Genomic DNA, 23,692 nt, shown 5'->3' with positions numbered 1-23,692 from the left:
GGAGCGTATAGTTTATGGCCGACACGTGCGAGGTGTCGCGTAACTCTCAAGTTTCGCGACAGCGGCCCTGACCGGTCACGCCACGAGGGCGGACGCTGTCGCAAATGTCTGTTGCTAATCAGCCGTGTTCCAATGCACATCTGCGACATGCTCCTCGGCTATGCGCGCGTATCTACCGACGATCAGGATCTCACGCTTCAAAAGACGGCACTGAAGGCGGCCGGATGCCGGCGGACATTCGAGGAGAAGGTGTCCGGCGCCAAGCGCGCCCGACCGGAACTCGACCGGATGCTGGAGCAGCTGCGCGACGACGACGTGGTTGTGGTCACCCGGCTCGATCGCCTAGCGCGTTCGACGCGCGACCTGCTCGACATCGCCGAGAAGCTGAACGAGGCGGGAGCGGGGCTGCGCTCGCTCGCCGAGCCCTGGGCCGACACGACCACGCCTGCGGGACGCATGGTGCTCACCGTGTTCGCCGGCATCGCGGAGTTCGAGCGCGAGCTGATCCACCAGCGTACCAGTTCCGGCCGCGCGGCAGCCATGGCGCGCGGCGTGAAGTTCGGGCGTAAGCCCAAGCTCACTCCGGACCAGATCGCGCTCGGACAGCGTCTCGTCGGCGAAGGCACATCGGTGCGCGAAGCGGCGAAGCTGCTGAAGTGTCATCATGCCACGCTCTATCGGGCGCTCAACCATCCGGCGCAGATGCCCGTACATCGCTCGACACGTTGATTGAGGAGTAGGATTTCGCCATGATCTTCGCGCTTCTACTAGCGGCAAGTTCGCCGAATTCCGCGCTGGAGGCGGAGCGGGCCTACTCGGAAGCTGTACTTGCCAGTGGCCGTCAGGCAGCGGCACGCAGTTTCGGTCCACAAAGCGACCCCTGGCCAATACAACATGCGCCCGAAACCGCGCGCTCTCCATCTGTGGCCAGCATGTTGCAAGCAGCCGAGAGTAGCCGAAGGTGGTGGCTCACAATGATGAGTGTCGAGAGCCATGCCGAGCGCAGACCCGAACTTGTCTTTCCGTCCTGTGATCCGAGCGGGTCGGCAGTTGTTATCGGCGGGCTGTACGATGGCGGAAATCGAGTTGGATCATATAAGACGCTTTGGCGGAACAGTGCTGAGGGGTGGCGCTGGGAAATCGACGACTATCGTCGGGATGGATCGAAGGCATTAGCGGCAGAAAGTTTACAAGCGATCGAACCTGAGTGCTCGGCAAAACTCACCAATGAACAGCTCCAAATCCAAGCCGTTAGCGATGCGAAAGAGATCGCGTCTGTTTTGCGACAGGAGCAGGCCGGCAAACAGGTCGACTGGTTGGCTGTTCCAAGACGAAGCGTGGCCGAAGACGTTATCTTTGTCGGCAACGATGGCCGACGCATCCGCAGGCTCCCCGCCAAGCTGCCCATTCGGCGCATAGCGGGTGCGTTATCGTCCGGAAGCAGTTACGATGAAACGCTACGGTGGAGTAGCCGCGTCCTGGACGGGTCTGCACAAGCCCATAGCTTTCAGATCACCCAGTGGCGCGGTCCCAAGAATGGATGGCAGATCGTCTACTACGAGCTCCGCGGGTGAAACATCACGAGAGGTGATCCGGTAACTTCCAACTCGTCCAACCTCACAAACCCACGAAACTTAATATACTTTGCGGCAACGCTCAGGCTTTTGTTGACCATTTGTTCCGACTGCCGCTGTCCATATGACAAACCTTGAGGTGCCCCCGTCATGGCGTTGTTGAGCGCGCGCCGCGTGATCGGCTCGCCAGACGCCAGTGCGAGCGCGATCGTGAGCGCGGCCGGTCGGTCGGTGACAGGCGGCAAGTCGAGGAGGTCGGACATGGAAGGCTCCCTTGGTCATGCTGCCATTCCGGCAGCTCACCGCCTCCCTCCCCCTCCCCTCTCTTTCGCCTCGAGCACCTCCGCCCAATCCTTGTAGGGCGCCGGCGGAAAGTCCGGCACGACGGTCAGGGTGTCGGACGCATATTGTTCGATGCTGCGCGCCACAGCGCGTCGCCCAGCGAGATCGCGATCCGCAGCCAGGATCAGCCGGGTGACCGACGATGGAATGGCCAGAAGGTCGAGTCGTCGTGACCCGAACGAAGACCAACAGGGGAGGCCACGCAGTCGCGACCATGCTTGGGCACTCTCGAAACCCTCTGCGAGCCCTATCGTCGAGGCCAGACCACCGCCACGCCACGCGCCATTGCCGAGGGTCCCGAGCGTCTGCTTCTCGGTGTAGGCGCTCGTTGCGGGATCGATGAAAATCCTTTGGAAAGCGACCAGGCGGTCAGCTTCGCGAACGGCGACGAGCAGTGCTGGCTTGAACACGGTGAGCGGCTTCGGCCCGAGTGGGCAGCGCGGGTGAAAGCGAATGTCGGTCGGCAGCGGTAGCAGGAAGCGCGACGCGAGATAGCGCTCCGCGCAGGTTCCTGGCACGCCACGAGCCTCATTCCATAATCGCTCGATATTGGCGGTGCCTCCTGCGCGGGTCACCTTGGGTGGCTCATAGCGCTGGCCTAGCGGTATGCGGTCGAGCTCGCGCAGGATGTCGGCAGGGTCGCAACCCGCAAAGCAGGTCACAAGGATGCCTCGATCGCCTTGTCGGAGTGACAGGCTTGGCGTCTTGTCCGTATGCGCTGGGCAGCGGCACGTCGCGACGTTCCGGTGCCAAGTTCCCCCGAGCGCGCCGACGAGGTCGACCAGCTTCTGTGACGGACGATTGGCGATCAGGGTCATGCCGGATCCCCCTCGCGTCGCATCGTCTTCGTCAGGCGCGCGATCACATATGCAGCGTCCCGCGCGGCGAAATAGCTGTCGATCGCGTCGTCGTCGTGGAGGGGGACGACATCGGCGTTCGGTTCGGACCGGCTCCGTACATAAGCCGCTAGGGCCGTGCGGGCCGATCGTTCACTGGGATGCACGTCGGTTTGATCGCGACCGTCGACGTCGCGGATGAAGAGCAGGAAGCGTTCCATGGCGAGCGGACCTCGTACCTGGCCGCCTGTACCGGCGAACCATTACCGCAAGGGAATGTCGGGCCACCCGAGCAGCCCATCCTTTCTCCCCCCCTCCGCTCTTCCTCTACCCCTGTTAAATCAGGGCTGATTTCGTATCCGTCCCGTTTACCCAGCGCTAAGCCCAGCCAAGTAGGGTGCTCTAGGAACTAGAATCGATCCGTGCTTGTTTGTCGACGCACGGCCTTAAAAAGAGGTGTGGATGTCTCAGTTTTCGCCAGTCGAGATCGCGAACTGGGTCGCCATCTATCTGGCGGCAGGAATCTGCTGCGGAATCGCCATGGTCATGTCAGTTTCGGTGACGCTTCACGAGATGTGGCAGGCCAAGGTCTGGCAAGATGCCCGCACGATCCGCGGTGCGGCTCTGCTGCTTCCGAAGACATGGTGGCGCTGGCAGAAGCTCTACCTACTTTCCACGCCCGTTACACTTGGCATAGTCTGTTACTTCGCCGCGACGATGAACTGGGGTTGATCCTCAGAGCCTGCAATTATTTAGCGGTCCAACGAGGCTTTTAGAGCCTCATCGCATTGGCGATTTGAATGCCCGCAGCATCGTCCTCGATATCACTCGGGCGTAATGTGAGCAGATCGCCCAGGTGGCGCATGCGCGGGTGGGTCACCGCCTTTGCGGCGAGATAATCGTCGTTGTCGAACCCCATCGCTTCCACAACGAGCGTGCGCAGCTCCCCGGTTTCGCGGGATCTCCCCTCGAGGACGAAGTCCGGACGACATGGGCCATCTGGTGTCATGGTATCGAAGAGCGGCTTTCCGATCGCCAGATCAATTGACTGCGAACGGAGAAGCCGTTGGGCTTCCAAGATCCGCTTGAGGGTTTTCCGCTCGAAATCCGACTCCACCGGAACGAACAGCCGGCCATTGTAAATCGGCTGTGCGTACCCCCGCAGCGGCGCATACCCATGGGCCTCCGGGTACTCGCCGGCGACAACCAGCACGAGGAACGGGCCGCTGATCCTGTTACCCCGCACCGATGGTGACTGAACCCGATTAGCGATTTCCACGGGAGGACCATCGGGCACGTAGATTTTGTGCCCTTGGATCGCGGTCGCATAGAGCAGGACGAAGCCTTGCGGCGCATGCGCCTTTGGCCAGTTTTCCGCGAGGCGTCGCAGCGTTGCATACACGACCTTGGCCTCGAGCGGCCGGGCGTGCGTCCAGATGGCGCGGCCTAACTCGATGCCGGGAGCAATCTCGATCTTTCCCGCCGCGCCGAGGATGGCGGCAAAGGCCTCCTTGATCGACCACTCCGGACCTGCGCCGATCGGCGGGACGCTGTTGGATCCGGCCGTGTCCATTAGCCGCCATAGAAGGCGAGCCAGCCGCGGCGTCGACGCGTTTCGCGTCCGATCGTCGTTGCTGTCTTCTTCCGGCCGTTGCGAGAGCTTCTCCGGCGCGGGCCTGAGCACCTCGAAAAAGCCAGCAGGCGGGTCGGTGGGCGTGTTGGGGGACCGGATCTCGGTGATCCGGTTGGTCACCTGGTCGCGGAAGAACGGGCAGTCTGCGCGATGCTCGGGACGTTTCTCGCTGGTCAGACGTCGAAGATAGTAGGTCTCCGCCTCGGACAGGAACGCGGGTGTGAGGATCGGTGGGGCCGCCTCCGCTCCAAGGCAATTGCAGGCGATCCAGCGGTGACCGATGCGCGCGTTCTGAACGAGCGTGATGCCGGCCTGCTCGTCGTGGAAGGTGCCTTTGCCCACGTACCAGCGTACCAGCGCCTCCCGCAGCGGCTGCGGAAGCTTGATGCGATTTGGACCTTTTCCGTCAGTGTCTCGATGGATCAACCACATGCTCGAAGAGCCTTTGGGCGACGTTTCTTGACCAGTTTCGCCCTCGGCCCCGGTCTTGACAAGGGCAAATCTCTTGATCTCCACTCTTTTAAACAGGGGGTCGAGGAGGTTTTTGTGCAGAAGTTTTACGCCGGTGTGGCGATCGCGAGCGTGGCGCTGGCCACATCTGCTTCGGCCGCGCCTGAAAAGCGCGGCAAGGTTCGGCGCGTTGAGCTGATCTCGATGACCACCGCGTCGGCGCTGCCAATGGCGGAGGGTGATGGCGGACCCGCCGATGACCTCCCAGCACCTGACCTCCCGCCTGAGTTCAAGGTGCACGATCTAAGCCGCCGCTACGTTGAGTTTCGGATGAAGCAGGAGCTCGCGTCGATCTTTCCCGAGGTCAGCGTATCCGACAGCCTGGCCCCGGCTGTAGCGGCGACGTCCTCCATCAGCGTGCCCGATTGGATGAAACCGGGCGTCGGATCGTTTACGGCGCCAGCCTTCGTTCCCGGCTGTGCTCCGCTCGCGTATCGGCCGTCAGGGTTTCTCTCGCGCGAGGCCGAAAGTCGGCGGGCAATTTACTATGGCATGATGAGCTCGATCGCCTGCGAACACGGCATTCCAACTGGGCTCTTCGACGCGATGATAATTCGCGAGAGCCGCTACAATCCAACAGCTCTATCGCCGAAAAACGCCTTCGGCTTCGCGCAGCTGATGCCCGGCACTGCGATGGGGCTCGGCGTGAACCGGTTCGATCCCTACCAGAACATGCGTGGCGGTGCCCGATACCTCCGCCAGCAGCTCGATAAGTTCGGCCGCGTGCAGCTCGCGCTCGCTGCCTATAATGCCGGTCCTGGCCGAGTGCGCGGGGGTCTCGTCCCCCGGATCACCGAAACGCAGGCCTATGTAACCGACATCATCGCCAATTGGTCGAGATTGACCGCAGCGCCTGGGTCACAAGCACTTCGTTCGACCTTGCCACAACCTGCCTATCGCTCGGTCGCACTCGCGCAATTCTGACCTCTCAGCGTTCGCGCCCTGCCGATGATCGACGCCAGAAAACGCATGCTCCTTTCGGGAGCAATGCGACGGCGTAGCCGGCGCTCCGACAGTCAGTCTTCGGGCCGCCGTCGAGATGCGCGTTGCGGTTTCGTTGCTCTCGCCGTCAGGCGTGAACGCCTTGGCCGGCTAGGCCAAGTCTTTCTGAGCTAATGATATATGAATCTAGGAGCGGTTGCAGGCCAGGTTGGCACTCGCTCTCTTTGGCATCGATCGCGGCGCCGAGGCGCGCGAGAACCTTGCCTAGTTGGCCGTCGACCGTCGCCAACGCATATTCCCGACGCGACAGTGAGCTGAGCATCGCGGCCGTCTGCTCGATCCGCTCGGCTTCCTGCTGGACGACATCCGCGGGCAAAGGAGCCGGACGCAGCCAGCGCGGAAGGTGAGCCTCGATCCAGGCCGGCATGAGCATGCGGTACGCATTGCTGGTTTGCTTATAGCGTGGTCCAACGCCGTCGATCTCGACGCGTTTGAAGCGACGCTGGGCAAGAACGAAGCCGAGTTCGGTCAGAAGCGCAAGTGCGCGGATGACGGTGCGGCGTCCGATACCGACAGTCTCGGCCAGATACTCGAGGGTGGGGTACACACGGCCTGCTTGGACTCGCGCGATCCTGAGCAATGCCTCGAGGACCGCCAGCGTGTTACGGCTGAAGCGCAGGATAGCGGCCTCCCGCGGTGTCGGCTCTCGTTCTTCGTGCGCGATCCTTGCGCGCAGGTTCGCCCGTCCCGCGCTCAGCGCCGCAGCGCGCTTGTAGATCCGGTCGGTTTCACCTTTGCTGGGACGCGAAAAGAAGGCGTCTTCGAACGTACCAGCCTCGATGCTGTCGCGCCGCACGGGCGCCCCAGTGCGGTGGGTTGCGCCAGATCGCGACGGCTTCCGCTTGAAGCGGGCACCGCCGAGCACGGCCAGAGCCGCCTCTGCCATTGTTATTGCAGCCAATTTCCTGCCCTCACATTGGGCCGGGACCGGGGCAAAACTCGTCCGTGGCGCGAAGCGCGCAACCCTTGAACCGAAGCTCGGAAACCAGTATATCTTGAGCGTTCAACGGCTCTTTCGATGCTTGCCGGCATCGGACATAGCGGTCTCAGGGTGCCCGGCCTCGTGCCGGGCATTCGTTTATGTGGTCACAGCCATTCCCAATTTTTCCAGGCCGCGGACTGCGACCCAGGCGGCCGCATAGTGGCGCACGATAGCCATTCGCGAAACACGCGTGATTCGTGCTTTCGACAACATTAGGCGGCTAATGTTCGTGCTTTTGAAAACACGTAGGCTGCCCCGTCCCGCGCCACGGGACAACAATTCGTGCTTTTGGAAACGCGAGAAGTTGGTGGCGCCGTGTTTGGAGTCGGCTTTCGTCGAATCGAAAACGTCTATGACGAGAGGCGCTTCACCGTGCTCTCTGGAATGATTTTGACGAGGTATTCGCGGACTGTTCGCCCGGCTGCCGTCACCGTTCCGAGACCTTGATCCTCGATCTCAAATCGAAAGCCTGGGATCGGGTCCTCTTTGATGGTTTTCGTAAGTGCGAATTTGAATTGGCGCGAGGATCCTTGGTAGCCCATCTGCAGCCGCAGATCCTCAAGCGGAATGGTAGTCTGACCGTCAACGCACAGCGATCGGGCAACCTCATAGAGTCGACGTTCGACCGGGCCGAGCTGGAAGTAGGTGGATGCGTATTCGAGGACCTGGCGGTCGACCATGATAGCCCGATACAGCCAGTCACAGAGGCGAATTTTGACCGCCTTCAGGCGCTTCACGCCACCTTCGCCCTTGCTGTATTGCAGCTTGGCCTCTTGTAGCCACGAGAAAAAGCCCTCCTCGCCTTCCCCGCCTGCTTCGATGTTGGTCTTGATCTGTGTGCCTTGAAGTCGCTCAAGAGCCTCAGACAATCTTGTGTAGGACCTAGCCGACTTGTTGACGCCGGTGACGCTGAAAAGGTCGTTCGCACTGAAGCTGAACTCCTGCCCAATGGCCTTCCCTGCCTCTACCTTGGAAACCATTAGGCTGGCGATATAGAGCAGGATTTCCTTGTCGTAGATCGTGGCCACCCCTTTTGGTCCCGGCCCGATTTCGATCGAGATGTCACCCTTTTTATAGGTAAGCGGTTGCATCCAGGCCTTCTTCGCCAACGCGAAGAACGGCCATGCCATGAGTGACCGCTCTCCGCGGACTGGTCCGTGGAGAGGACTGTCGAGCAGAAAAAGCTCGCCCTGTTCTTGCTCCGCCATTGTCAACTTACCTTCATGTGTCTCGGCATTCGCCGAGGAGAGCGGATCGGGTTCAGCCGGGATCCCCAGTGACCTCGACGCTCTCGTGTTTTTGATAATTCGCTTCCGGCGCTCTCGCGTTTTTGAAAGCACGAAAATTCGGCCGCTGGCGTTTCCGAAAGCACGAAATCCGACCCCAAAACCGGCTTTCTAGGCCCTGTTTCTGCCGATTTCGGACAGGTCCAGGCCGCCCGGCCGCCCTTCTTCGTGCTTTTGAAAACGCGAGAGGCTGTGTCGGTGTAGCGGTCGGTAAGGGGGGTCTGGATTACGGAAGCGTAAGCCATGCCTTGCCGTAGCACCGTGTCGGCTTCGGCTCAAACGGCATCATCCCCGTTTGCTGATGCACACGGTCCTCCAGCCCGCGTTCAACCTCCCCCTCCCCTTCCGATCCCGGGGGGCGTCAGATGCTCTAGGAGCCCTAAGGGACGCGAGATGGCAGGGCGGCGGGAGGTCTGTCCGGGACGGCGTGGCGGTGGTGACAGCGCCAAAAAAAAGGCACCTGAAGCGGTGCCCAATCCATCATTTCAGTCGAGGTGCCGTTAGAGCCCGTCGGCCTCTCTCTTTCGCAGCCGGAGCCCCTTGCGCTCAGCTAGGTCCGCATACCCTCGCTCGAAAGTCTCACATACCAGCTGCTGGATCTGCTGGCCGTGCTCACCCTTCACGTCGCTTAGATCCAAGCCGCCGATCGCGGACACAGCGTTCGCCAATCTCGGCGCCAATCCGCCGAACATCGTCGCGAGGAATGACGTCAGGCCTGCGGCCTCCTCGCGATCGTCACCCGACATGCAGCCGAGCAGCTCGGTCCCGAAGAACGCTTCTGACTGCGTGATGCCGAGCGCGGCGCAGATCGCCTGGGCCTCGTCCACGCGCATCGGCCGGCGCTTGGCCGTGTCCGAATGCAGGATGCAGTGGAGCCTCGTCCGCTTCATCATCGGCGTTGAAGCCTCGAGCACGCGGAACGTGACCCGCAATTCCTTCATCCTCGCGAGGAGGAAGTCGGCAAGTTCTGGCTTGGCGCTGCTACTGCTTTCGCCAGAATTGTAAGGATTAGACGCTCCCACCTCAGGGCACTCCCCACCCGCTAGCTTCGACTCAGGTACGCCCGAAAATGACAGAATGGCAACCCTGCCGTTAACGTTAATTTCATGTTTCCGAGGTGCTACCTGATTGGAATCACGTTCGTTTCGGTTCTTTTTGCCGCAGCTCGAAAGGCCTGGGCGTCCTCAACGTCCAGCCCCAGCTTATTAATCACCTCCGTCGTGTTCTCCTCAACGATGAAGTCGAAGAGGACCAGTGAAACGGCGGACGCAAAACTTACCGATGATCCGATAACCTCTTGAAGGTCTGGGATCGAACCGTCGATCGCCTCAGCGCTGCTTTCGAGGATCGTCAGTGATAGGCCGACATCGCCATCAGTTGGGATGATCCGCAGATGCTCCTTCAACGAGCCTGGTCGGTAGGTATCCTTGATTTGGGCGGCCGAGGAAGATCGATCGTTGACCACGTCGTTGATCGAAAGAAGTCTCTTCTTCTTGTTCGAGAAAAGGCGGATGCTTTCGGTTACGAGCCGAAAGAACGTTTCCGAGATCTTTAGATCGAAGGCGCGTTCACCCGCCGTCATCTTAGAAGAAGTCCTCACCTTGATAGCACACCCTGAAAAATACCGTCTCCGCGGCGTTTTAGCACCATCGAGTCCGCGTTGTGTAACACAATCAAAGAGCGGAGTCGCATCGCGGGATTAAGGCCTTCGCGCCGCTGTCCTCGCACGCGGACGCGTGTCCGCCAATACGGACAGCTGTCCGCTATTACGGACAGGCGTTCGTAAACGCGGACAGATGTTCGTGGGGGCGGACAAGTCGTCCCGAAGCGCGGGACAAGAGCCTGATTGGTAAGCTGGCAAAGCTCATTTCGTCGCAATCGCAGAAAAAACTTACGGCAACCTTACCAGTTCCTAAACGCGCCGATTGCGCGAATTTTTTTCCCGGTCGAGCCTTTGGTTGGGCGCGCTGAAATGCGCTCAATCAAAGGAGACCTTTCGTCATGAAGACCATGCTCAAGATGGGCCGTCGCGTCGAGACGGCCGCACTGGCCACCCTCGGCGTCGCAGCGGCTGCGGCCGTGATGGCCTCGCCCGCCTTCGCGGGTGCCGACGGCACGTTCGATACCGCGCTGAACGCCTTCACCGGCTTCCTCGAGGGTTCGGGCGGCAAGATCATCACCGTGCTGTCGCTGGCCGGCGGTGTCGTCGGTCTGGCCTCGGGCCGCTTCTCGCTCGGCCAGGTCGCGATCCCGGTGGGCGTGGGCGTCGGCGCCGGCACCGGCGTTCCGATCGTCACCTCGACCGTCACCGCCACCATCTAACTCGATCCGGCACCGGCGGAGATAGCAGCTCCGCCGGCGTCGTCACTGAAGGTGGCGTGATGTCAGCCGATAAGTACGTGATCCCATCGCACTTGGACGACCCTGAGCTTATCGGCTTTTGGACGTTGGACGAGTTCCTAGCGATGGTCATCCCCTTCACGTGGGGGATCCTGTCCCAACACATCGTCATCGGGATCGGCTTCGCCGTCCTGGGCTGGTGGGCACTCCGTAAGGCCAAGGCGGGACGGGCGACATCTTGGTTGATCCACCTGGCATACTGGCACCTCCCCGGCGGCTTTCCGTCTCTCAGGGCCACGCCATGTTCTACTTCTTCGCGCAGAGCTGCGCCGCGTGCGAGGTCTTCTCTCCGATCCTCCGCTCGGTCGCCGACAGTCATCGTATGACCGTGATGGCCGTCTCAACCGATGGTGGTCCGAGCCGAACCTTCCCCAATTACGTGGTCGACAGCGGCCAGCGCGAGCGCATGGGCGTGCCGCTGGCCACGCCTGCGCTCGTCCTCTTCGACACCGTGACCCGCAAGACCGTGCCCATCGGCTTCGGCGTCATGTCGGCCGACGAGGTCATGGAGCGGATCTTCATGCTCACCAACACCAAGCCGGGTCAGGATTTCTGATGACCGCTACCACCTGCAAACCCCGCCCCTCCCCCTTCCGCGTCTTCCTGCGGCGGTCCGCCGCGGTCGTCGCGTGCCTCGGGGCCGCGAGCATGATCCCGGTCGACATCGCGCGTGCCGACGTCGCCGGGCAGATGAATAGCTTCTTCCAGGACGCGGGCGGCGCCGCCAATGTCACTGGCCCCAGCGCATATCAGGGCCAGAGCGCCGGATACTATTCGATGGGCAATGTCTGGACCCGCTTCCCGCAAAAGAGCGTGCAGCCGCTCAATCTCCAGATGCCGAGCGTGCGCGCCGGGTGTGGCGGCATCGACATCTTCACCGGCTCCTTCTCGTTCATCAACGGCGCCGAGATGGTCGCTATGCTGAAGGCGACCGCGAACAACGCGCTCGGCTTCGCGTTCCAGCTCGCGATCGACAGCGTCTCGCCCGAAATCGGCAAGGTCATGGATGGCATGGCCAACAAGGCGCAGCAGATGAACCAGATGAACATCTCGTCGTGCGAGGCAGCGCAGGGCCTGGTGGGGGGCCTATGGCCGAAGATGGCCGGAGCGCGGTCCAACGTCTGCGCAGCGATCGGCAACAGCCAAGGTATCTTCTCCGACTGGGCGCGGTCCCGTCAGGAGTGCGGACCGGGAAATAAGCAGGAGTCGACGATCGACGCCAACACCGATCCCAAGGTGGCGGAGAATGCGGCCGGCACGCCGCGCAACTACACCTGGGACGCAATCCAGAAGTCCAATAAGTTCGGCACCTTCGATCAGGCGTTCTCGGAATACCTGATGACCCTCGTCGGCACGATCATCGTCAACCCGAAGGGTGGCGATGACGGCGGCCCGGCTGTGGTCTTTCATGGGCCTGCCGAGGAGGCGGTCGTCACCGCCCTTCTCGATGGTACGGGCACGGGCGGGCAACCGGTCAAGTTTCTGAAGTGCGACGAGCAGCTGAAGTGCCTCAAGGTCACCGAACAGAATCTTCAGATCGCGACCGGACTTCGCACGAAGATCAAGGGCATGATCGACTCGATCAACTCGAAGATCCGCACCGACAGCGCGCTCGACGTTGGGGAGCAGCAGCTCCTCAATATGACGACGATCCCGCTCTACAAAATGCTCGCGGTCCAAGCGATGGCACACCAGAGCTTTAATCCCGGTGAGACGAACGCTCTTGCCGAGATCGTCGCTGTGAACATGCTCTCGGCGATGATCGACAACATGCTCGATCGGATCAGCCAGTCATCGGTCCAGGTCCAGTCGGGTGACGTCGACGTCAGCAAGGCATGGCGCGAGCAGCTGGCGTCGGCACGTGACCGCTACTCGCAGCGCGACTTCAAGCTGAACGACAAGCTCAATCAGACGATCTTCCTCATCAACAAATCCGTGATGCTGGAATCGACCCTGCAGAACAGCATGTCGCCGGCGATGGCCGCTTCGCTCAATTTCTCGCGCGGGCTGAGCGCGCAGGGCCTCAACTAAGGACGAACGGCATGGTCGAGGTCTTCACGATCGGCGGTGGCGAATACATCGTCAACACGTTCAACGCCGTCGCAGCGTGGACGGGAGGGGGCGGCTACCGTTCGCTCCTTCGCGTCGTCATGGTCCTCGGCCTGATCTATTCGCTTCTGTGCGTCGCCTTCACGATGAACGTCCGCGTCTGGATGAACTGGTTCATTGGCTCGACGCTCATCTACATGTGCTTGATGGTCCCTACCGTGTCGGTGAAGGTGACCGACCGCATCAACCCGTCGCTGGCCCCTGCCGCCGTTGCCAACGTGCCCCTCGGGCTGGGCGTGATCGCGAGCTTCACCAGTCAGGTCGGTGACTGGCTCACCCGCACGGCCGAGACGGTCTTCACGATGCCAAGCCAGCTGAACTACTCAACCAACGGCATGGTCTATGGCGCGCGCCTTTTCGACGCGACGCGCAATTTCGAGATCCGCGACGCCGAGTTTGCGACCAACCTGTCGGCGCATTTCAAGAACTGCGTGTTCGGCGACATCATGCTCGGTCAGAAGTCGATGACCGACTTGGCGAACGCGAAGGACCTATGGAGCGCGATGGGGCCGGGTTCGGTCGCCCGGTCGCAGCCTTGGGTCAGCCGCAACGGTGCGTCGGTGACAAGCGACATCATCACGTGCAACAACGCCTACAACCTGCTCTCAGAGCAATGGACGCCGATGATCGCGGCGCACACGCCGATCTGGTCGAAGCAGGCCTTCCCCAAACTCTCGACCGCCGTCGCCTCGGCTAAGCTTCGTGCCGATGTTCCGATCGTCAATCAGGCCTTCACCGCCTCGAGCGCCAACTACGAAGCCGTGATGCGGCAGAACACGGCGATCAACGCGTTCATGCAGGCTCGCGACGGGATGGCCGGTGGTCCGGGCGCGGCGTCGATCGATACCTTCGCCACGACGCGGGCGGACATTCAGGCGCGCAACACGTACAACTCGATCGCCCAACAGGCGATGAGCTGGGTTCCGATCCTCAACATCGTGCTCACGGTCGTGTTCTACGCGATGTTCCCGGTGATTTTCCCGCTCTTCCTGATGCCTCAAACGGGGGTCGGGGCGCTCAAGGGCTATCTGACCGGGTTCTTCTACCTCGCGTCTTGGGGGCCGCTGTACGTCATCCTCCACATGATCTGCATGACGCGCGCCACCAGTGCCGCCCAGGGCGCAGCGGAAGGAGGTATGTCGCTAGGCACGTTCGCGGGCATCGGCGCCGTCAATGCCGAGACGGCCACGATCGCCGGCTTCATGCTGATGAGTGTGCCCTTCCTCGCGGCGGGTCTCGCCAAGGGCGCGATGAGTATCTCGGGTCAGGCGACATCGGTCCTCAACCCGGCTCAGAACGCAGCTGAAGCGGCTGCGGCCGAGCAGACGACCGGCAACTATTCTTATGGCAACACGAGCTTCGCCAACTCGACATCGAACATGCGTCAAAGCAACAATTGGCAAGACACACCCATGTTTTCGTCGGGTGCTGCCGGTTCGAGCTTCCGATTTGACAATGGTGCCACCGCAAGCAGCTATGGCAACGGCCACTCCGTAATTGATACAAACGGGGCAATTAGTCGATTTGAGAGCACGCCGACCCTCAATGCGGGCTTCCTTTCGGATATGAAGACCACGAAGAGCGCCTATGACCGATCTGCTGAAAGTGACGAGGCCTCTGCAGCGGCGTTGACGACATATAGCCAGACGGGTCGTTGGGCCACCGGGGTTTCTGCCGAGCAAATCCGAGGCTGGGAAACGGGATCAACCTCGCAGCATACTGCGACGGTCGACCGGAGCGTCCGTAACAGTCAGGGCACATCTACCGGCCTCGAGGATCAAAGCGCCATTACGCAATCGAGGCGGCTTACCGACGGCAACAATCGTAGCGCTGAGACAATCGACACTGTTCGTGGCACGATCGGAGCCAGCATCGGCGGGGGTGGCGGTCGCCGTTCCAGTCCTGCTCCGGAAGGGGCAGGCGCCAACACTCCAACGACGGGCCGCGGCGGATTGCTCGGTCGTGCCGTTGGTGCTCTTCCCTCGATTGGTGGAGAGGTCTCCAAGACCGGGATCCAAGGCGACCGCCTCAGTCACAACGCGGATCAATCTCGCGGCACTGATGATCGCAATTCGACGACGCAGAGCGTCCGCGACGACACCACTGTCGCCAACGGCGCAAGCATCGGCGATACCGACACAAACCGCTCCGGGACGTTCGCTCGCGGCAGCACCAGTCGCAGTTCGTCGCTTTCGCGCGAAGAGGCCCTTGCCCGGGCGCATTCGTTCGAGGAGCGCGCGCGCCAGTCGCGTGAGAGGGCACAGCAGCTCTCCCAAGATATCAGCTATGCCGAAACGCATAGCATGCAGATGAGCACCAACCTCAGTGCTGAGCTTGGTGATTGGTACGCCCGCGAGAGCCAGAAAGCCGGTGGGCTTGATGCGCCTGGGCTTCATGAAGTTGGCCTGACCGGTCATCGCCGGCAGGTGCGCGATACCTTGATCGCGAAGTTCCTTTCTGAACGTCAGGAAGGTATGTTCAACGAGGTACAGGGCCAGCTCCATCTAAATGACCCGCATGAGCTGAGTGGTCCGGCGCTGGCCGGCGCAGGAGCCATAGAGAAGATGTATAAGCCCGGCGGCCTGATAGATGCTGGCGGCCCTGGGCAGTCAGCCGCACCCGTCGCTGCGGCCGAGGCGATTGAGGCAGGGTCGGGCAAGGTGCAGGATGCGCGTAGTCTGGCTACGGCGCAGCGCTCTTCTACCGTTATGGCTGCGCAGCCCGTGAAGGCAGAGATCGACGAAAAGCTTGGAAAGGGCTTCTTCGTCGACCCCTCGCTGAGGAAGTGAAGCCTAACTCCAGAACCAAAGAAGGAGGCCGACGAAACATGCACCGTAGACTGCCAAATAGGCAAGCTGATGGCTTCGTGGTGCATCCGCAGCCGGAGCTTCAACAGCCGGGATTTCAGACGCCGGCGTCGCGATCACGCCGCCAGAGCCGCTCTGGTCTCGCGTAATCAGGTACTGGGTGAGGTCGTAGGCCATGGCACATTGCTCCCGCCGCAAGGATACAGCGTTTGTTAATGGCCATCAAGGCGTTCGCCGCACCGGAGTTCATAACGAAAACCCGTCAGCGCGACAGGTGTTTGACGGTGCGCTGCTAGGGTTTTCTTGGCTCCTGGTTATGATGATCGGACTCTTCCCGTTGGCAGAGGCATCGTTGAATAGATCACCATCGATAACGATGCCTACGACCATCGCCTTCTTCATCGCCGTCGGCAGCGGCATCTTGCTTCGAAAGCGGCACTCCTGGGTAGGTGTGGTACTCCACATCTACGGGCAGATCGCCATCTGGCTTTCCCTGTTCGTCATGTCGCTCGCTATCGTACTGGCCCTGCTGGGTCACAAATGATCCCATTCTGCCTGATCCTCGGTGACAGCACCGCAGTTGGCACCGCCGCAGCGTTGGCGATGTCGGGCATTCAGTGCGAGACGCGCGCTCGTGTTGGCGCATCTTCCAGTGACGCGCTGCGGTTCTCCCCTGAGACGTTGTCTGCCAGCCTCGTTGTCATAGCTCTCGGTTCGAACGATCCGCGCAGCCCTAAGCTTCTTCGAAATCTGGACGTCATCCGGCGTAGAACCACTGCGTCCCGGGTCGTTTGGATCGCGCCGTATAACCCGGCTGCCTCAGCGATCGTCAGGACTGTTGCCGTGACCTTCGGCGATACGGTCGTGCACCTGGACGCCTTTCGTACACAAGACGGCATCCACCCTGTCAGTTATAGCTCAGTCGCTCAGATGGTGAGTGCGCCACGACCAACACAACGCTCGCCAGGTGCCCGGTCAACCTCACCAAGCGCTCAGCGGCTCGTCCGCCAAGCCGTTGTTGTCACCTTCTAAGCCGTGGCGGGTCTTTGCAACAGGCTGAAGGTCCTCCGCAAAGAGCGTGGTTGGAGCCAAGCACAGCTCGCTGAAAGGCTTCAGATCTCACGGCAAGCGGTCAACGCGATCGAAACGGGGAAGCACGATCCATCGTTGTCTAGCGCGTTCCAGATTGCACGCCTTTTCAGTCGACCGATTGCCGAAATCTTCGGCGACTAGGTCAAGGTTTTCGGTGACGGGACGTAGGGATGTGCCTGGCGCACAACCTCTGCGGCTTTCGCAATGGCGTCGATCTCCTTCATCGTGCCGCTCTGATCAATCCTCCAATTTGACCGGGGATTGAATACGATGGGCAAAGCCGTCACCTCGCCTATCAGCTTTTCCCAGTGCGCTTCGGGCTTGCCAGTGACGCCAGCGAGTAAATGGGCGAGCAGCGCCCGAATATCGTTCGTGTCTTCCGGAGCGTCATGGTTGGCCATTGGTCACCCTTTCTCGCCGTTCTGCGGCAGTCTGAACCGGGAGGGGCTCCTATCGGTTTGCTACCGGCAAACGAAAAGGATGACCATGAGCGACGCATCTCTCGTCAACGTAAACACTGCGACGGCCGAGCAGCTGGATGCTGTTCCCGAGCTCAAAGGCCATGGTTTCGAGATTGTGCGCTACCGTGAGGAGCGCGGCAAGTTCACCGATCTTCGTCAGCTTGATGAGGTGCCCGGCATGGCCGGAAAGGCCGACGGCGGAAGGTCTGCACTGACCGTTGGCGACGCCTGATGCCTTAGCGGCGCAGGATCGGCACCGACGATACAGAAGCATGGCCGCGGCGACCGCATCCTCGGCATCGCAACCGAATGACCTTGGATGCCACGTCGCCGTCGCCATGAAACCGTTCGAGGATTTGGCCTGCCGGCATGTTCATGCTCCGACCGCAGACGCATGCAATCCGCATGTCGGCGCGATCGGCCGCCCATTCACCGAGCGTTTTGTACGGTGCCTCGATCGTCGGCCGTTTGCTCACAGCGGTGACACGTCCTCATACCGTCCCGCCTTGCGAAGCTGGCGAACGATCCCGTTAAACGCGGCCGTCACGCCTTGGGCTCTGCCAATTTCGTTCGTCTGGGATGCTGCATCCCAATAGAGCTCGAGGGGCCAACGTTCAGGGCAGTGGGGTAGAAGACAGCGTAGCGCGAGACGGACTTCCATGCCGTCGACGGTCGTCTCCGAACACCTGGCCACGCCGGCACGCAGGATGTGCACCGACAGCGCGATCACCACGCGCTGGTGCCGAGGCAGCGTCGACACGGATTAGTGGAAGTCGTGCGATTTGAAGCGCGCGACCTCCTCAGGATCCTTACCGTCCGCATGGGGCGGCCAGTATTGGTTGCGCGGCTCGGGCTGCCATCCCTTGTCCCCGCGATCCGGTGAGCCTGGATGTTGGCCCGCATCGCCGCGCCCGGTGCGGTGCGGGAAGGACATATCTCCGACACGGTGGAGCAGGTCGCCATGGTCGACGATCCGGTCGCAGATGACGTGGATCACCTCGCCTTCCTTCTGCACGCGCCCCTTTAGACCGACCATGGAGGCCGACATTACGGTTCGGCGCTGCGCCTCGAAGCGGTCGGGCCAAAGTATGCCGTTGGCGATTCCGGTCTCGTCCTCGATCGTTATGAACAGCACACCCTTCGCGGAACCGGGCTTCTGACGCACAAGGATGATGCCCGCGACTTCGACATGGCGGCCGTCGCGGACGCTGGCGAGATCCGCGCAGCGCGTCACGCCGCGACGTGTCAGCTCGTCACGCACGAACGTCAGCGGATGAGCACGGAGCGACAATTGCAGGTTGCGATAATCCTCGATCACCTCACGGCCATCAGTCAGCGCCCGCAGCTGCACCTCTGGCTCAATGCCTTCCGCGCTCAGTGTCTCGGCCGCGCGGTCAGCCGCGGCAAAGAGCGGCAGCGGAGCCTCGCCGAGCCCCCTCACCTTCCATAGACCCTGCCGGCGATCGGCACCGAAGCTGTGAAAGGCATCGCCGTCCGCCAGCTTCTCGATCGCGGCACGCTGCGCGCCGGATCGGCGCCACACGTCCTCGACGCAGTCATATGCGGTGGTGCTGCGCGCCGAGACGATTTTCGCTCCGTCAGCGTTCGATAGGCCGCGGATTACTCGCAGGCCAAGCCGCACCGCCAAATAACGCCCGCCTGTTCGCTCGAGGGTGCAATCCCACCGGCTCGCATTGACGCAAGGTGGCCGCACCTCGACCCCGTGCTCGCGCGCGTCGCGGACGATCTGTGCGGGCGCGTAGAAGCCCATGGGCTGCGCGTTCATCAGCGCGGCGCAGAACACGTCCGGATGATGGTGTTTCATCCAGCTGCTCGCATAGGAGATCTTGGCGAAGCTGGCGGCGTGGCTCTCGGGGAAGCCGTAGGAGCCGAAGCCCTCAAGCTGGCGGAAGGTGCGCTCCGCGAAGTCGCGGGGATAGCCGCGTGCGACCATGCCCTCGATCAGCTTCTCGCTGAAATGGCTGACCCCGCCGGTGAATTTGAAGGTGGCCATGGCGCGGCGCAGCTGGTCCGCCTCGGCCGGCGTGAAGCCCGCGCCGACGATGGCGACCTTCATGGCTTGCTCCTGAAACAGGGGAACGCCGAGGGTCTTTTCCAACACCGCGCGCAGCTCCGGGCGCGGGTACTCCGGCCGTTCCAGCCCCTCACGCCGGCGAAGGTACGGGTGGACCATGTCACCCTGGATCGGCCCCGGCCGCACGATCGCGACCTGGATCACGAGGTCATAGAAGCGGCGCGGTTTCATGCGCGGCAGCATGCTCATCTGCGCGCGGCTCTCGATCTGGAAGGTGCCGAGCGTGTCAGCCTTCTGGATCATGGCGTAGACGGCCGGGTCATCGTCCTGCAGGTCGGCCAATCCAACCCGAATGCCTTTGTCCTGTTCGAGTAGGTTGAAGGCCCGGTTCATGCAGCCGAGCATGCCGAGGCCGAGGACGTCGACCTTCATGAACTTGAGGGAGTCGATGTCGTCCTTGTCCCACTCGATGATCTGCCGATCCTCCATCGCAGCGGGCTCGATCGGCACTAGGTCGTCAAGGCGATCATGGGTCAGCACGAAGCCGCCCGGGTGCTGCGACATGTGACGCGGCACGCCGATCAGCTTGCGCGCGAGGTCGAGCGTCAGGCGCAGCCGGCGATCGGCGATGTCGAGGTTGAGCTCGTCGACCTGCTTCTCGCCGACGCCTTCGGCCGACCAGCCCCACACAAGGCCGGCGAGCGAGGAGGTCAGGTCCTCAGGCAGCCCAAGCGCCTTGCCGACGTCGCGCACCGCGCCGCGCGCGCGGTATCGCGTCACGACCGCCGTCAGCGCGGAGTGGTTGCGACCGTATGTCTCATAGATCCACTGGATGATCTCCTCGCGGCGCTCATGCTCGAAGTCGACGTCGATGTCGGGCGGTTCGCGGCGCTCCCCCGACACGAAGCGCTCGAACAGCAGCTCATGCTTGATCGGATCGATCGAGGTGACGCCGAGCACGAAGCACACGCAGCTGTTTGCGGCCGAGCCGCGGCCTTGGCAGAGGATCCCGCGCCGACGCGCCTCGCGCACGATGGCGTACACGGTGAGGAAGTACGGTGCGTAGCCTAGCTCGCCGATCAGCCGCATCTCATGCGCGATCTGCGTCGTGTAGGCCTCCGGCACGTTGCCGTCGAACATCCGCTCGACCGCTTCGGTCGCCAGCTTCTCCAAGGCTTCTTGCGCTGACAGCCCTTCGATCAGGCGCTCGTGCGGGTACTGATAGGCCAGCTCGCCAAGGTCGAAAGTGCAGATGCGCGCAATGTCGACGCTGGCCTGTAGCGCGTCCGGATAGGCGCGGAATCGCCGGACCATCTCGTCTGGCGACTTGAGCGCCCGGTCCGCGTTCACCTCCCGGCGATAGCCGAGCTCGTCGACGGTGCATTTCTCGCGCACTGCAGTCACGACGTCCTGCAGCAGTCGTGCCTCGGGCGCATGATAGAGGACGTCGCCTGTCACGACGGCACGGACGCCTGCCCCGCCCGCCTGTCGCGCCAGCGCATCGATGCGGACCGCGTCCCCCGGCCGACGCCGCTGGAACAGGGCCATATAGCCGCGACGCCCGTAGATAGCCTTCAGGTCCTTCAGCGCGGCGACGTTCTCCTCGTCCGCCTCGTGCGGCAGCAGGATGGCGACAACACCCTCGGACCACGGCTCGAGGTCGTGCCAGTGGAGGAGGCACCCGCCCTTGCCCGCCCGCTTCTTGCCGACGGTGAGCAGCCGCGTGATCCTCGACCAGGCGGGCCGGTCGGTCGGATAGAGCAGCAGGCGCCGGCCGCAGGACAGATCGACGCGCGTGCCCGCGATCGAGCGGACGCCTGTGGCTTTCTGCGCCTCCCATGCCCGTACGACACCCCCAACGGTGCCGATGTCGCTGACGCCGATCGCCGGGTAGCCGAGCAGCGCCGCGGCCGCGAACAGCTCCTCCGGCGACGACGCGCCGCGCAGGAGCGAAAAATGGGTGAGCACCTGTAGCTCGACATAGTGGGTCATCCGAAGACCCCGTGCATCCACCAGGACAGGTCGCCCGTATCTTCCTCGAAACCGTCACCGCGGCGGAAGACCCAGTAGCGGCCGCCCGCATCGTCCTCGACACGGTAATAGTCCCGCACCGCCCACACCTCGGCATCGCGGCGCCACCACTCGCCGTGCACGCGCTCGGGGCCGTCGCCGGCAACGATCTTGTAGGTCTTGCCCCGCCACTCGAACCGACGCGGTGGCTGGTCCGGCATCAGCGCCATCACGCGCGCCAGCGGTTCAGGCCGGGCAAAGAGGCGGATCGGGCGCTTCCATGCCGGCCATGATCCTGGCATCTCCACCGGGTCGGAGCGGGTGACGGCCCGCTCCGGCACATGGCTTTCGACGGGCGCAAGCCGGTAGACGGCATAGCCTCCAATCCTGCCGGCGATGACGTCGACGAGGCGCGCCGGGTCCCGCACCAGCGTCTCGCCGGCGAGGACCGCGCCAAGGTCGACCGCATCCAACGGTTCGGTATGCGGCGCGACCAGCCAGAATTGCTCGAGACCCATGCCAGGGTCGATCCGCTCGATCCTGAGCTTCAGGAGCCTGAGAAGGTGCGATACCTCGCGCGTCGGCCGCGACGTGCCGACACCCACGACCTGTTCCGTGCCGTCGACGCGCACGGCCGTGAGGCGGAGTGCCCGTGCGCCCAAGCCTCGCGCCTCCAGGACCTGCGCTAGATCGTTCAGCAGGTCGCCCATAACCTGTTCGATCGCCTCAGCTGTGCCGATCGGCTCAAGGAGGCGACGTTCGACGATCGGAACTTCGGCATCCTCGCGCGGGGTGATTGGCTCGGCCACGGCGCCGAGCGCCTGGTCCAGACGCGTGATCGCCGGCAGGCCGAGCCGACGCGCCAGCGGTCCGCGCGCGACCGGCAGCAGATCCGCTATCGTCTCGAAGCCGAAGCGTTTGGCCGCGCTGATGGCGCTCGGCGCCAGGCGCAATGCGACGATCGGCAGCGGCGAGATCGCACTGGCGGTTGCACCCGGCTCGACGCGGGTCAGCTCGCTGCGGCCGAAGCGAGCGAGGGCATGGGCCGCCCCTGCCGTATCAGCGACGGCCACGCGTGCGGTAAAGCCGGCACGACGGCAGAAGGCGATCAGCCGCCTGCAGAACCGCTCCTCACCACCATGCAGATGCGCGCAGCCAGCAAGGTCGATCCAGAGCCCATCGGCGGGCGTGACAGCAGCAATCGGAGACCAGCGCCGAACCGCGAACAGCGCCAAGCGGTCGAGGAGTGCAGCATCAGCCTCCGGCTCGGCCGGACGGAAATCGAGATCCGATACGAGCGCGCGCGCATGGGTCGCAGCCATACCGGGATGGATGCCAAGCGCCCGTGCGCCTTCGCAGGCAGCAACCACCTCCTCGCGCCGGCCAGCCTTCCCGATAAGCGCCAGAGGTGGAAAGCCATGGGTTTTAATATCCAACGGCGATGCTTTTGGCTCCGGATGCCCTGCGATCACGGTCTTATAGGGGTGGCTTGCTGCCTCCGATCGCCGGCCGAGCTCGCGCATAGGCGGCTGCGCATGTGTTGGCAGCGCCGCGATCTGCGTCTCGACGTCGACGCGGGACGGCAGGCCCTCGCGTGCCCACCGCGCACCTGGCCGCCAACCGCCGCCCCGCGGCACCGAACAGGCGCCGGGGTCGTCATCTACCGGCAGCTCGAGGACAAGCCGTTCAGGCTGCCGCGAAGCGGACCGTTCCAACCGTCTCAGCCGCTCGATGGCCAAGTCCGGCAGGAACAGCGAGACGACCCGTCTCATCGCTGCCCTCCACAATCAGGGAGAAGCCCTCACCACCACGCTGGCGAGCGCATTCCACCGTCCATCTCGCCCTTCCTACACCCGCGACCTCAAGCCGCTCGGACGGTGTGGTGCCGATCCGCCAGCGGGTCCAGGCCGCGGATGGTTCGGCAAGCGGATCCTCGTTGAGTCCGCGTCGACGGCGCAAAAGCAGGACCGGCATGTCAGCCTCGGCCGCGACCAACTGCAGGCGGCGGGTGGCGACCATGGAGACTTTGCTCGCCTCCGCGACGATGGCAGACGGTGTACCGTCGCGCACCGTATCCTCGATCACCGCCAGAAGGGCCGCGTCATCGCGCGGTTGGGCATGGATCACGGCTGCGCTGGGTAAGCCGATCTGCTCCAGCGCCGGCGCATACAGGTCAGCGCGGCAGCTCGCCCACAACACCGGCCCGCCTGTCGCAGCAGCTTCGCGCGCGGCGATGCTGGCGAGGAAGAGGGTCGTCGCCGCGTCGTCGACCATCGTGGCACTCTGTGCCGTCGCCTCGTGTAGCGCGCCCGCGCGAAGGCCCCCTGCCCCGAGCCGCCCGTCGATCGCATCGACACCGAAAGGCATGATGCGGAAGTCGGTCGCGGGTGTGGCGATCGTCCGAAGATGCGCTATGGTCGGCGCTGATGAATCAAGGGCGGCGGGCATAAGGGTTAGACTCTACTCGTTCCCTTTATGTTCCGTTACCGAGCTCTATTGGTCAAGCCTCGATCCTCTCGGTTCATCGTTTCGCGGTGGAACACCTGCAAAACGGTGTGAAAACAAACGGCGAAAATCAGCTTTCCAAGGCTGGTCGCGTGACTCATAGAAATG

General features: G+C 62.7%; 25 protein-coding genes and 1 pseudogene. 12 read left to right on the top strand and 14 right to left on the bottom strand.

All coding sequences use genetic code 11. The features are described 5' to 3' along the window. Positions 1-147: 147 nt before the first annotated feature. Both ACWKSV_RS18215 and ACWKSV_RS18210 read left to right on the top strand, forming a co-directional pair. Positions 148-729: a recombinase family protein gene (locus ACWKSV_RS18215; RefSeq protein ID WP_007406331.1), complete on the top strand. Its 582-nt coding sequence runs from the start codon at positions 148-150 to the stop codon at positions 727-729. 245 nt (positions 730-974) lie between these two features. Then, the gene (locus ACWKSV_RS18210) at positions 975-1,574 is read left to right on the top strand and encodes a hypothetical protein (RefSeq protein ID WP_037447156.1); all 600 of its coding nucleotides are present in this window, start codon (positions 975-977) and stop codon (positions 1,572-1,574) included. On the opposite strand, the gene ACWKSV_RS18205 is transcribed toward ACWKSV_RS18210, so the two are convergent. The 3 genes from ACWKSV_RS18205 to ACWKSV_RS18195 are packed head-to-tail and all read right to left on the bottom strand — an operon-like array spanning position 1,556 to position 2,973. Beyond that, on the bottom strand, positions 1,556-1,837 hold the full coding sequence (locus ACWKSV_RS18205) for a hypothetical protein (protein WP_483666951.1): 282 nt from the start codon (positions 1,835-1,837) through the stop codon (positions 1,556-1,558). The genes ACWKSV_RS18210 and ACWKSV_RS18205 overlap by 19 nt on opposite strands. 36 nt (positions 1,838-1,873) lie before the next feature. Then, positions 1,874-2,734, bottom strand: coding sequence for a DUF7146 domain-containing protein (locus ACWKSV_RS18200; protein WP_066773332.1), 861 nt, complete (start codon positions 2,732-2,734; stop codon positions 1,874-1,876). Next, positions 2,731-2,973, bottom strand: coding sequence for a hypothetical protein (locus ACWKSV_RS18195; protein WP_066773330.1), 243 nt, complete (start codon positions 2,971-2,973; stop codon positions 2,731-2,733). The genes ACWKSV_RS18200 and ACWKSV_RS18195 overlap by 4 nt, the downstream gene beginning before the upstream one ends. Before the next feature lie 241 nt (positions 2,974-3,214). Between ACWKSV_RS18195 and ACWKSV_RS18190 the strand changes: the two genes are divergently transcribed. Then, a complete protein-coding gene (locus tag ACWKSV_RS18190) occupies positions 3,215-3,484 on the top strand; it encodes a hypothetical protein (RefSeq protein ID WP_066773327.1) in 270 nt (89 codons plus the stop codon). 40 nt (positions 3,485-3,524) lie between these two features. Here ACWKSV_RS18190 and ACWKSV_RS18185 read toward each other — a convergent pair whose 3' ends face one another. Further along, on the bottom strand, positions 3,525-4,817 hold the full coding sequence (locus ACWKSV_RS18185; protein ID WP_066773324.1) for a DUF8535 domain-containing protein: 1,293 nt from the start codon (positions 4,815-4,817) through the stop codon (positions 3,525-3,527). Positions 4,818-4,844: 27 nt separating this feature from the next. On the opposite strand from ACWKSV_RS18185, the gene ACWKSV_RS18180 reads away from it, so the two are divergent. Continuing rightward, positions 4,845-5,819: a lytic transglycosylase domain-containing protein gene (locus ACWKSV_RS18180; RefSeq protein WP_231728698.1), complete on the top strand. Its 975-nt coding sequence runs from the start codon at positions 4,845-4,847 to the stop codon at positions 5,817-5,819. A 145-nt stretch (positions 5,820-5,964) separates the two neighbouring features. Here the strand turns inward: ACWKSV_RS18180 and ACWKSV_RS18175 are convergent, their stop codons facing one another. The 4 genes from ACWKSV_RS18175 to ACWKSV_RS18160 form a co-directional block, all read right to left on the bottom strand. Beyond that, a complete protein-coding gene (locus tag ACWKSV_RS18175; RefSeq protein ID WP_066773322.1) occupies positions 5,965-6,693 on the bottom strand; it encodes a helix-turn-helix domain-containing protein in 729 nt (242 codons plus the stop codon). Between the two features lie 536 nt (positions 6,694-7,229). Beyond that, on the bottom strand, positions 7,230-8,087 hold the full coding sequence (locus tag ACWKSV_RS18170; protein WP_066773312.1) for a replication initiator protein A: 858 nt from the start codon (positions 8,085-8,087) through the stop codon (positions 7,230-7,232). A gap of 578 nt (positions 8,088-8,665) precedes the next feature. Further along, on the bottom strand, positions 8,666-9,106 hold the full coding sequence (locus ACWKSV_RS18165) for a hypothetical protein (protein ID WP_066773310.1): 441 nt from the start codon (positions 9,104-9,106) through the stop codon (positions 8,666-8,668). A gap of 179 nt (positions 9,107-9,285) precedes the next feature. Continuing rightward, positions 9,286-9,747: a hypothetical protein gene (locus ACWKSV_RS18160; RefSeq protein ID WP_066773308.1), complete on the bottom strand. Its 462-nt coding sequence runs from the start codon at positions 9,745-9,747 to the stop codon at positions 9,286-9,288. Positions 9,748-10,166: 419 nt separating this feature from the next. On the opposite strand from ACWKSV_RS18160, the gene ACWKSV_RS18155 reads away from it, so the two are divergent. The 5 genes and pseudogenes from ACWKSV_RS18155 (at position 10,167) to ACWKSV_RS18135 (ending at position 15,463) form a co-directional block, all read left to right on the top strand. Continuing rightward, positions 10,167-10,487, top strand: coding sequence for a TrbC/VirB2 family protein (locus tag ACWKSV_RS18155; RefSeq protein ID WP_066708110.1), 321 nt, complete (start codon positions 10,167-10,169; stop codon positions 10,485-10,487). Positions 10,488-10,546: 59 nt separating this feature from the next. Continuing rightward, entirely contained in the window at positions 10,547-10,891 is a 345-nt protein-coding gene (traL, locus tag ACWKSV_RS18150) for a type IV conjugative transfer system protein TraL (RefSeq protein WP_483666950.1), read from the top strand. Beyond that, positions 10,804-11,121: pseudogene (gene traF, locus ACWKSV_RS18145) on the top strand (conjugal transfer protein TraF); the annotation flags it as partial. The gene traL and the pseudogene traF, both read left to right, overlap by 88 nt. A gap of 92 nt (positions 11,122-11,213) precedes the next feature. Then, entirely contained in the window at positions 11,214-12,596 is a 1,383-nt protein-coding gene (locus tag ACWKSV_RS18140; protein ID WP_066773556.1) for a conjugal transfer protein TraH, read from the top strand. Positions 12,597-12,607: 11 nt separating this feature from the next. Then, positions 12,608-15,463 (top strand): conjugal transfer protein TraG N-terminal domain-containing protein, encoded by a 2,856-nt coding sequence (locus ACWKSV_RS18135; protein WP_066773513.1) that lies wholly within the window; start codon positions 12,608-12,610, stop codon positions 15,461-15,463. Positions 15,464-15,466: 3 nt separating this feature from the next. Here ACWKSV_RS18135 and ACWKSV_RS18130 read toward each other — a convergent pair whose 3' ends face one another. Beyond that, complete coding sequence (locus ACWKSV_RS18130; RefSeq protein WP_156442303.1) at positions 15,467-15,658, bottom strand: hypothetical protein; 192 nt, start codon at positions 15,656-15,658, stop codon at positions 15,467-15,469. Positions 15,659-15,857: 199 nt separating this feature from the next. Between ACWKSV_RS18130 and ACWKSV_RS18125 the strand changes: the two genes are divergently transcribed. Both ACWKSV_RS18125 and ACWKSV_RS18120 read left to right on the top strand, forming a co-directional pair. Next, on the top strand, positions 15,858-16,025 hold the full coding sequence (locus ACWKSV_RS18125; protein WP_242417101.1) for a hypothetical protein: 168 nt from the start codon (positions 15,858-15,860) through the stop codon (positions 16,023-16,025). Positions 16,026-16,516: 491 nt separating this feature from the next. Beyond that, positions 16,517-16,714, top strand: a complete 198-nt coding sequence (locus ACWKSV_RS18120; protein WP_082731336.1) for a helix-turn-helix transcriptional regulator — start codon at positions 16,517-16,519, stop codon at positions 16,712-16,714. Here the strand turns inward: ACWKSV_RS18120 and ACWKSV_RS18115 are convergent. Then, positions 16,711-16,974 carry a hypothetical protein gene (locus tag ACWKSV_RS18115; protein WP_066773505.1) on the bottom strand — a complete coding sequence of 88 codons (264 nt, stop codon included), beginning with the start codon at positions 16,972-16,974 and terminating at the stop codon, positions 16,711-16,713. The two genes, ACWKSV_RS18120 and ACWKSV_RS18115, sit on opposite strands and share 4 nt — an antisense overlap. Before the next feature lie 85 nt (positions 16,975-17,059). Here ACWKSV_RS18115 and ACWKSV_RS18110 point away from each other — a divergent pair, with 85 nt between their 5' ends. Then, positions 17,060-17,266, top strand: coding sequence for a helix-hairpin-helix domain-containing protein (locus tag ACWKSV_RS18110; RefSeq protein ID WP_066773553.1), 207 nt, complete (start codon positions 17,060-17,062; stop codon positions 17,264-17,266). A 240-nt stretch (positions 17,267-17,506) separates the two neighbouring features. Here the strand turns inward: ACWKSV_RS18110 and ACWKSV_RS18105 are convergent, their stop codons facing one another. Genes ACWKSV_RS18105 through ACWKSV_RS18090 form a run of 4 tightly spaced genes read right to left on the bottom strand, consistent with a single transcriptional unit; the run spans position 17,507 to position 23,527 of the window. After that, positions 17,507-17,767: a hypothetical protein gene (locus ACWKSV_RS18105; protein WP_231902921.1), complete on the bottom strand. Its 261-nt coding sequence runs from the start codon at positions 17,765-17,767 to the stop codon at positions 17,507-17,509. 30 nt (positions 17,768-17,797) lie between these two features. After that, entirely contained in the window at positions 17,798-21,061 is a 3,264-nt protein-coding gene (locus ACWKSV_RS18100; RefSeq protein ID WP_066773501.1) for an error-prone DNA polymerase, read from the bottom strand. Next, on the bottom strand, positions 21,058-22,851 hold the full coding sequence (locus tag ACWKSV_RS18095) for a DNA polymerase Y family protein (RefSeq protein ID WP_242417102.1): 1,794 nt from the start codon (positions 22,849-22,851) through the stop codon (positions 21,058-21,060). Before ACWKSV_RS18095 ends, ACWKSV_RS18100 begins: the two co-directional genes overlap by 4 nt. Continuing rightward, the gene (locus ACWKSV_RS18090) at positions 22,766-23,527 is read right to left on the bottom strand and encodes an ImuA family protein (protein ID WP_183937299.1); all 762 of its coding nucleotides are present in this window, start codon (positions 23,525-23,527) and stop codon (positions 22,766-22,768) included. The genes ACWKSV_RS18095 and ACWKSV_RS18090 overlap by 86 nt, the downstream gene beginning before the upstream one ends. Positions 23,528-23,692 lie beyond the last annotated feature (165 nt).

The sequence above is a fragment of the Sphingomonas sp. SphC10 genome, assembly GCF_057004845.1.
Note: the sequence above shows the minus strand (reverse complement) of the source record. Positions and strands in the feature narration are given on the sequence as shown.

Excerpts from the sequence above, each read along its gene's own strand:
- ACWKSV_RS18205 (WP_483666951.1), bottom strand. The coding sequence starts at position 1,837 with ATGTCCGACCTCCTCGACTTGCCGCCTGTCACCGACCGACCGGCCGCG.
- ACWKSV_RS18200 (WP_066773332.1), bottom strand. The coding sequence starts at position 2,734 with ATGACCCTGATCGCCAATCGTCCGTCACAGAAGCTGGTCGACCTCGTC.
- ACWKSV_RS18165 (WP_066773310.1), bottom strand. The coding sequence starts at position 9,106 with ATGAAGGAATTGCGGGTCACGTTCCGCGTGCTCGAGGCTTCAACGCCG.
- ACWKSV_RS18115 (WP_066773505.1), bottom strand. The coding sequence starts at position 16,974 with ATGGCCAACCATGACGCTCCGGAAGACACGAACGATATTCGGGCGCTG.
- ACWKSV_RS18190 (WP_066773327.1), top strand. The coding sequence starts at position 3,215 with ATGTCTCAGTTTTCGCCAGTCGAGATCGCGAACTGGGTCGCCATCTAT.
- ACWKSV_RS18090 (WP_183937299.1), bottom strand. The coding sequence starts at position 23,527 with ATGCCCGCCGCCCTTGATTCATCAGCGCCGACCATAGCGCATCTTCGG.
- ACWKSV_RS18170 (WP_066773312.1), bottom strand. The coding sequence starts at position 8,087 with ATGGCGGAGCAAGAACAGGGCGAGCTTTTTCTGCTCGACAGTCCTCTC.
- ACWKSV_RS18160 (WP_066773308.1), bottom strand. The coding sequence starts at position 9,747 with ATGACGGCGGGTGAACGCGCCTTCGATCTAAAGATCTCGGAAACGTTC.
- ACWKSV_RS18140 (WP_066773556.1), top strand. The coding sequence starts at position 11,214 with ATGATCCCGGTCGACATCGCGCGTGCCGACGTCGCCGGGCAGATGAAT.
- ACWKSV_RS18130 (WP_156442303.1), bottom strand. The coding sequence starts at position 15,658 with ATGGCCTACGACCTCACCCAGTACCTGATTACGCGAGACCAGAGCGGC.
- ACWKSV_RS18195 (WP_066773330.1), bottom strand. The coding sequence starts at position 2,973 with ATGGAACGCTTCCTGCTCTTCATCCGCGACGTCGACGGTCGCGATCAA.
- ACWKSV_RS18095 (WP_242417102.1), bottom strand. The coding sequence starts at position 22,851 with ATGAGACGGGTCGTCTCGCTGTTCCTGCCGGACTTGGCCATCGAGCGG.
- ACWKSV_RS18110 (WP_066773553.1), top strand. The coding sequence starts at position 17,060 with ATGAGCGACGCATCTCTCGTCAACGTAAACACTGCGACGGCCGAGCAG.
- ACWKSV_RS18125 (WP_242417101.1), top strand. The coding sequence starts at position 15,858 with ATGCCTACGACCATCGCCTTCTTCATCGCCGTCGGCAGCGGCATCTTG.
- ACWKSV_RS18210 (WP_037447156.1), top strand. The coding sequence starts at position 975 with ATGATGAGTGTCGAGAGCCATGCCGAGCGCAGACCCGAACTTGTCTTT.
- ACWKSV_RS18100 (WP_066773501.1), bottom strand. The coding sequence starts at position 21,061 with ATGACCCACTATGTCGAGCTACAGGTGCTCACCCATTTTTCGCTCCTG.
- ACWKSV_RS18185 (WP_066773324.1), bottom strand. The coding sequence starts at position 4,817 with ATGTGGTTGATCCATCGAGACACTGACGGAAAAGGTCCAAATCGCATC.
- ACWKSV_RS18215 (WP_007406331.1), top strand. The coding sequence starts at position 148 with ATGCTCCTCGGCTATGCGCGCGTATCTACCGACGATCAGGATCTCACG.
- ACWKSV_RS18155 (WP_066708110.1), top strand. The coding sequence starts at position 10,167 with ATGAAGACCATGCTCAAGATGGGCCGTCGCGTCGAGACGGCCGCACTG.
- traL (WP_483666950.1), top strand. The coding sequence starts at position 10,547 with ATGTCAGCCGATAAGTACGTGATCCCATCGCACTTGGACGACCCTGAG.
- ACWKSV_RS18135 (WP_066773513.1), top strand. The coding sequence starts at position 12,608 with ATGGTCGAGGTCTTCACGATCGGCGGTGGCGAATACATCGTCAACACG.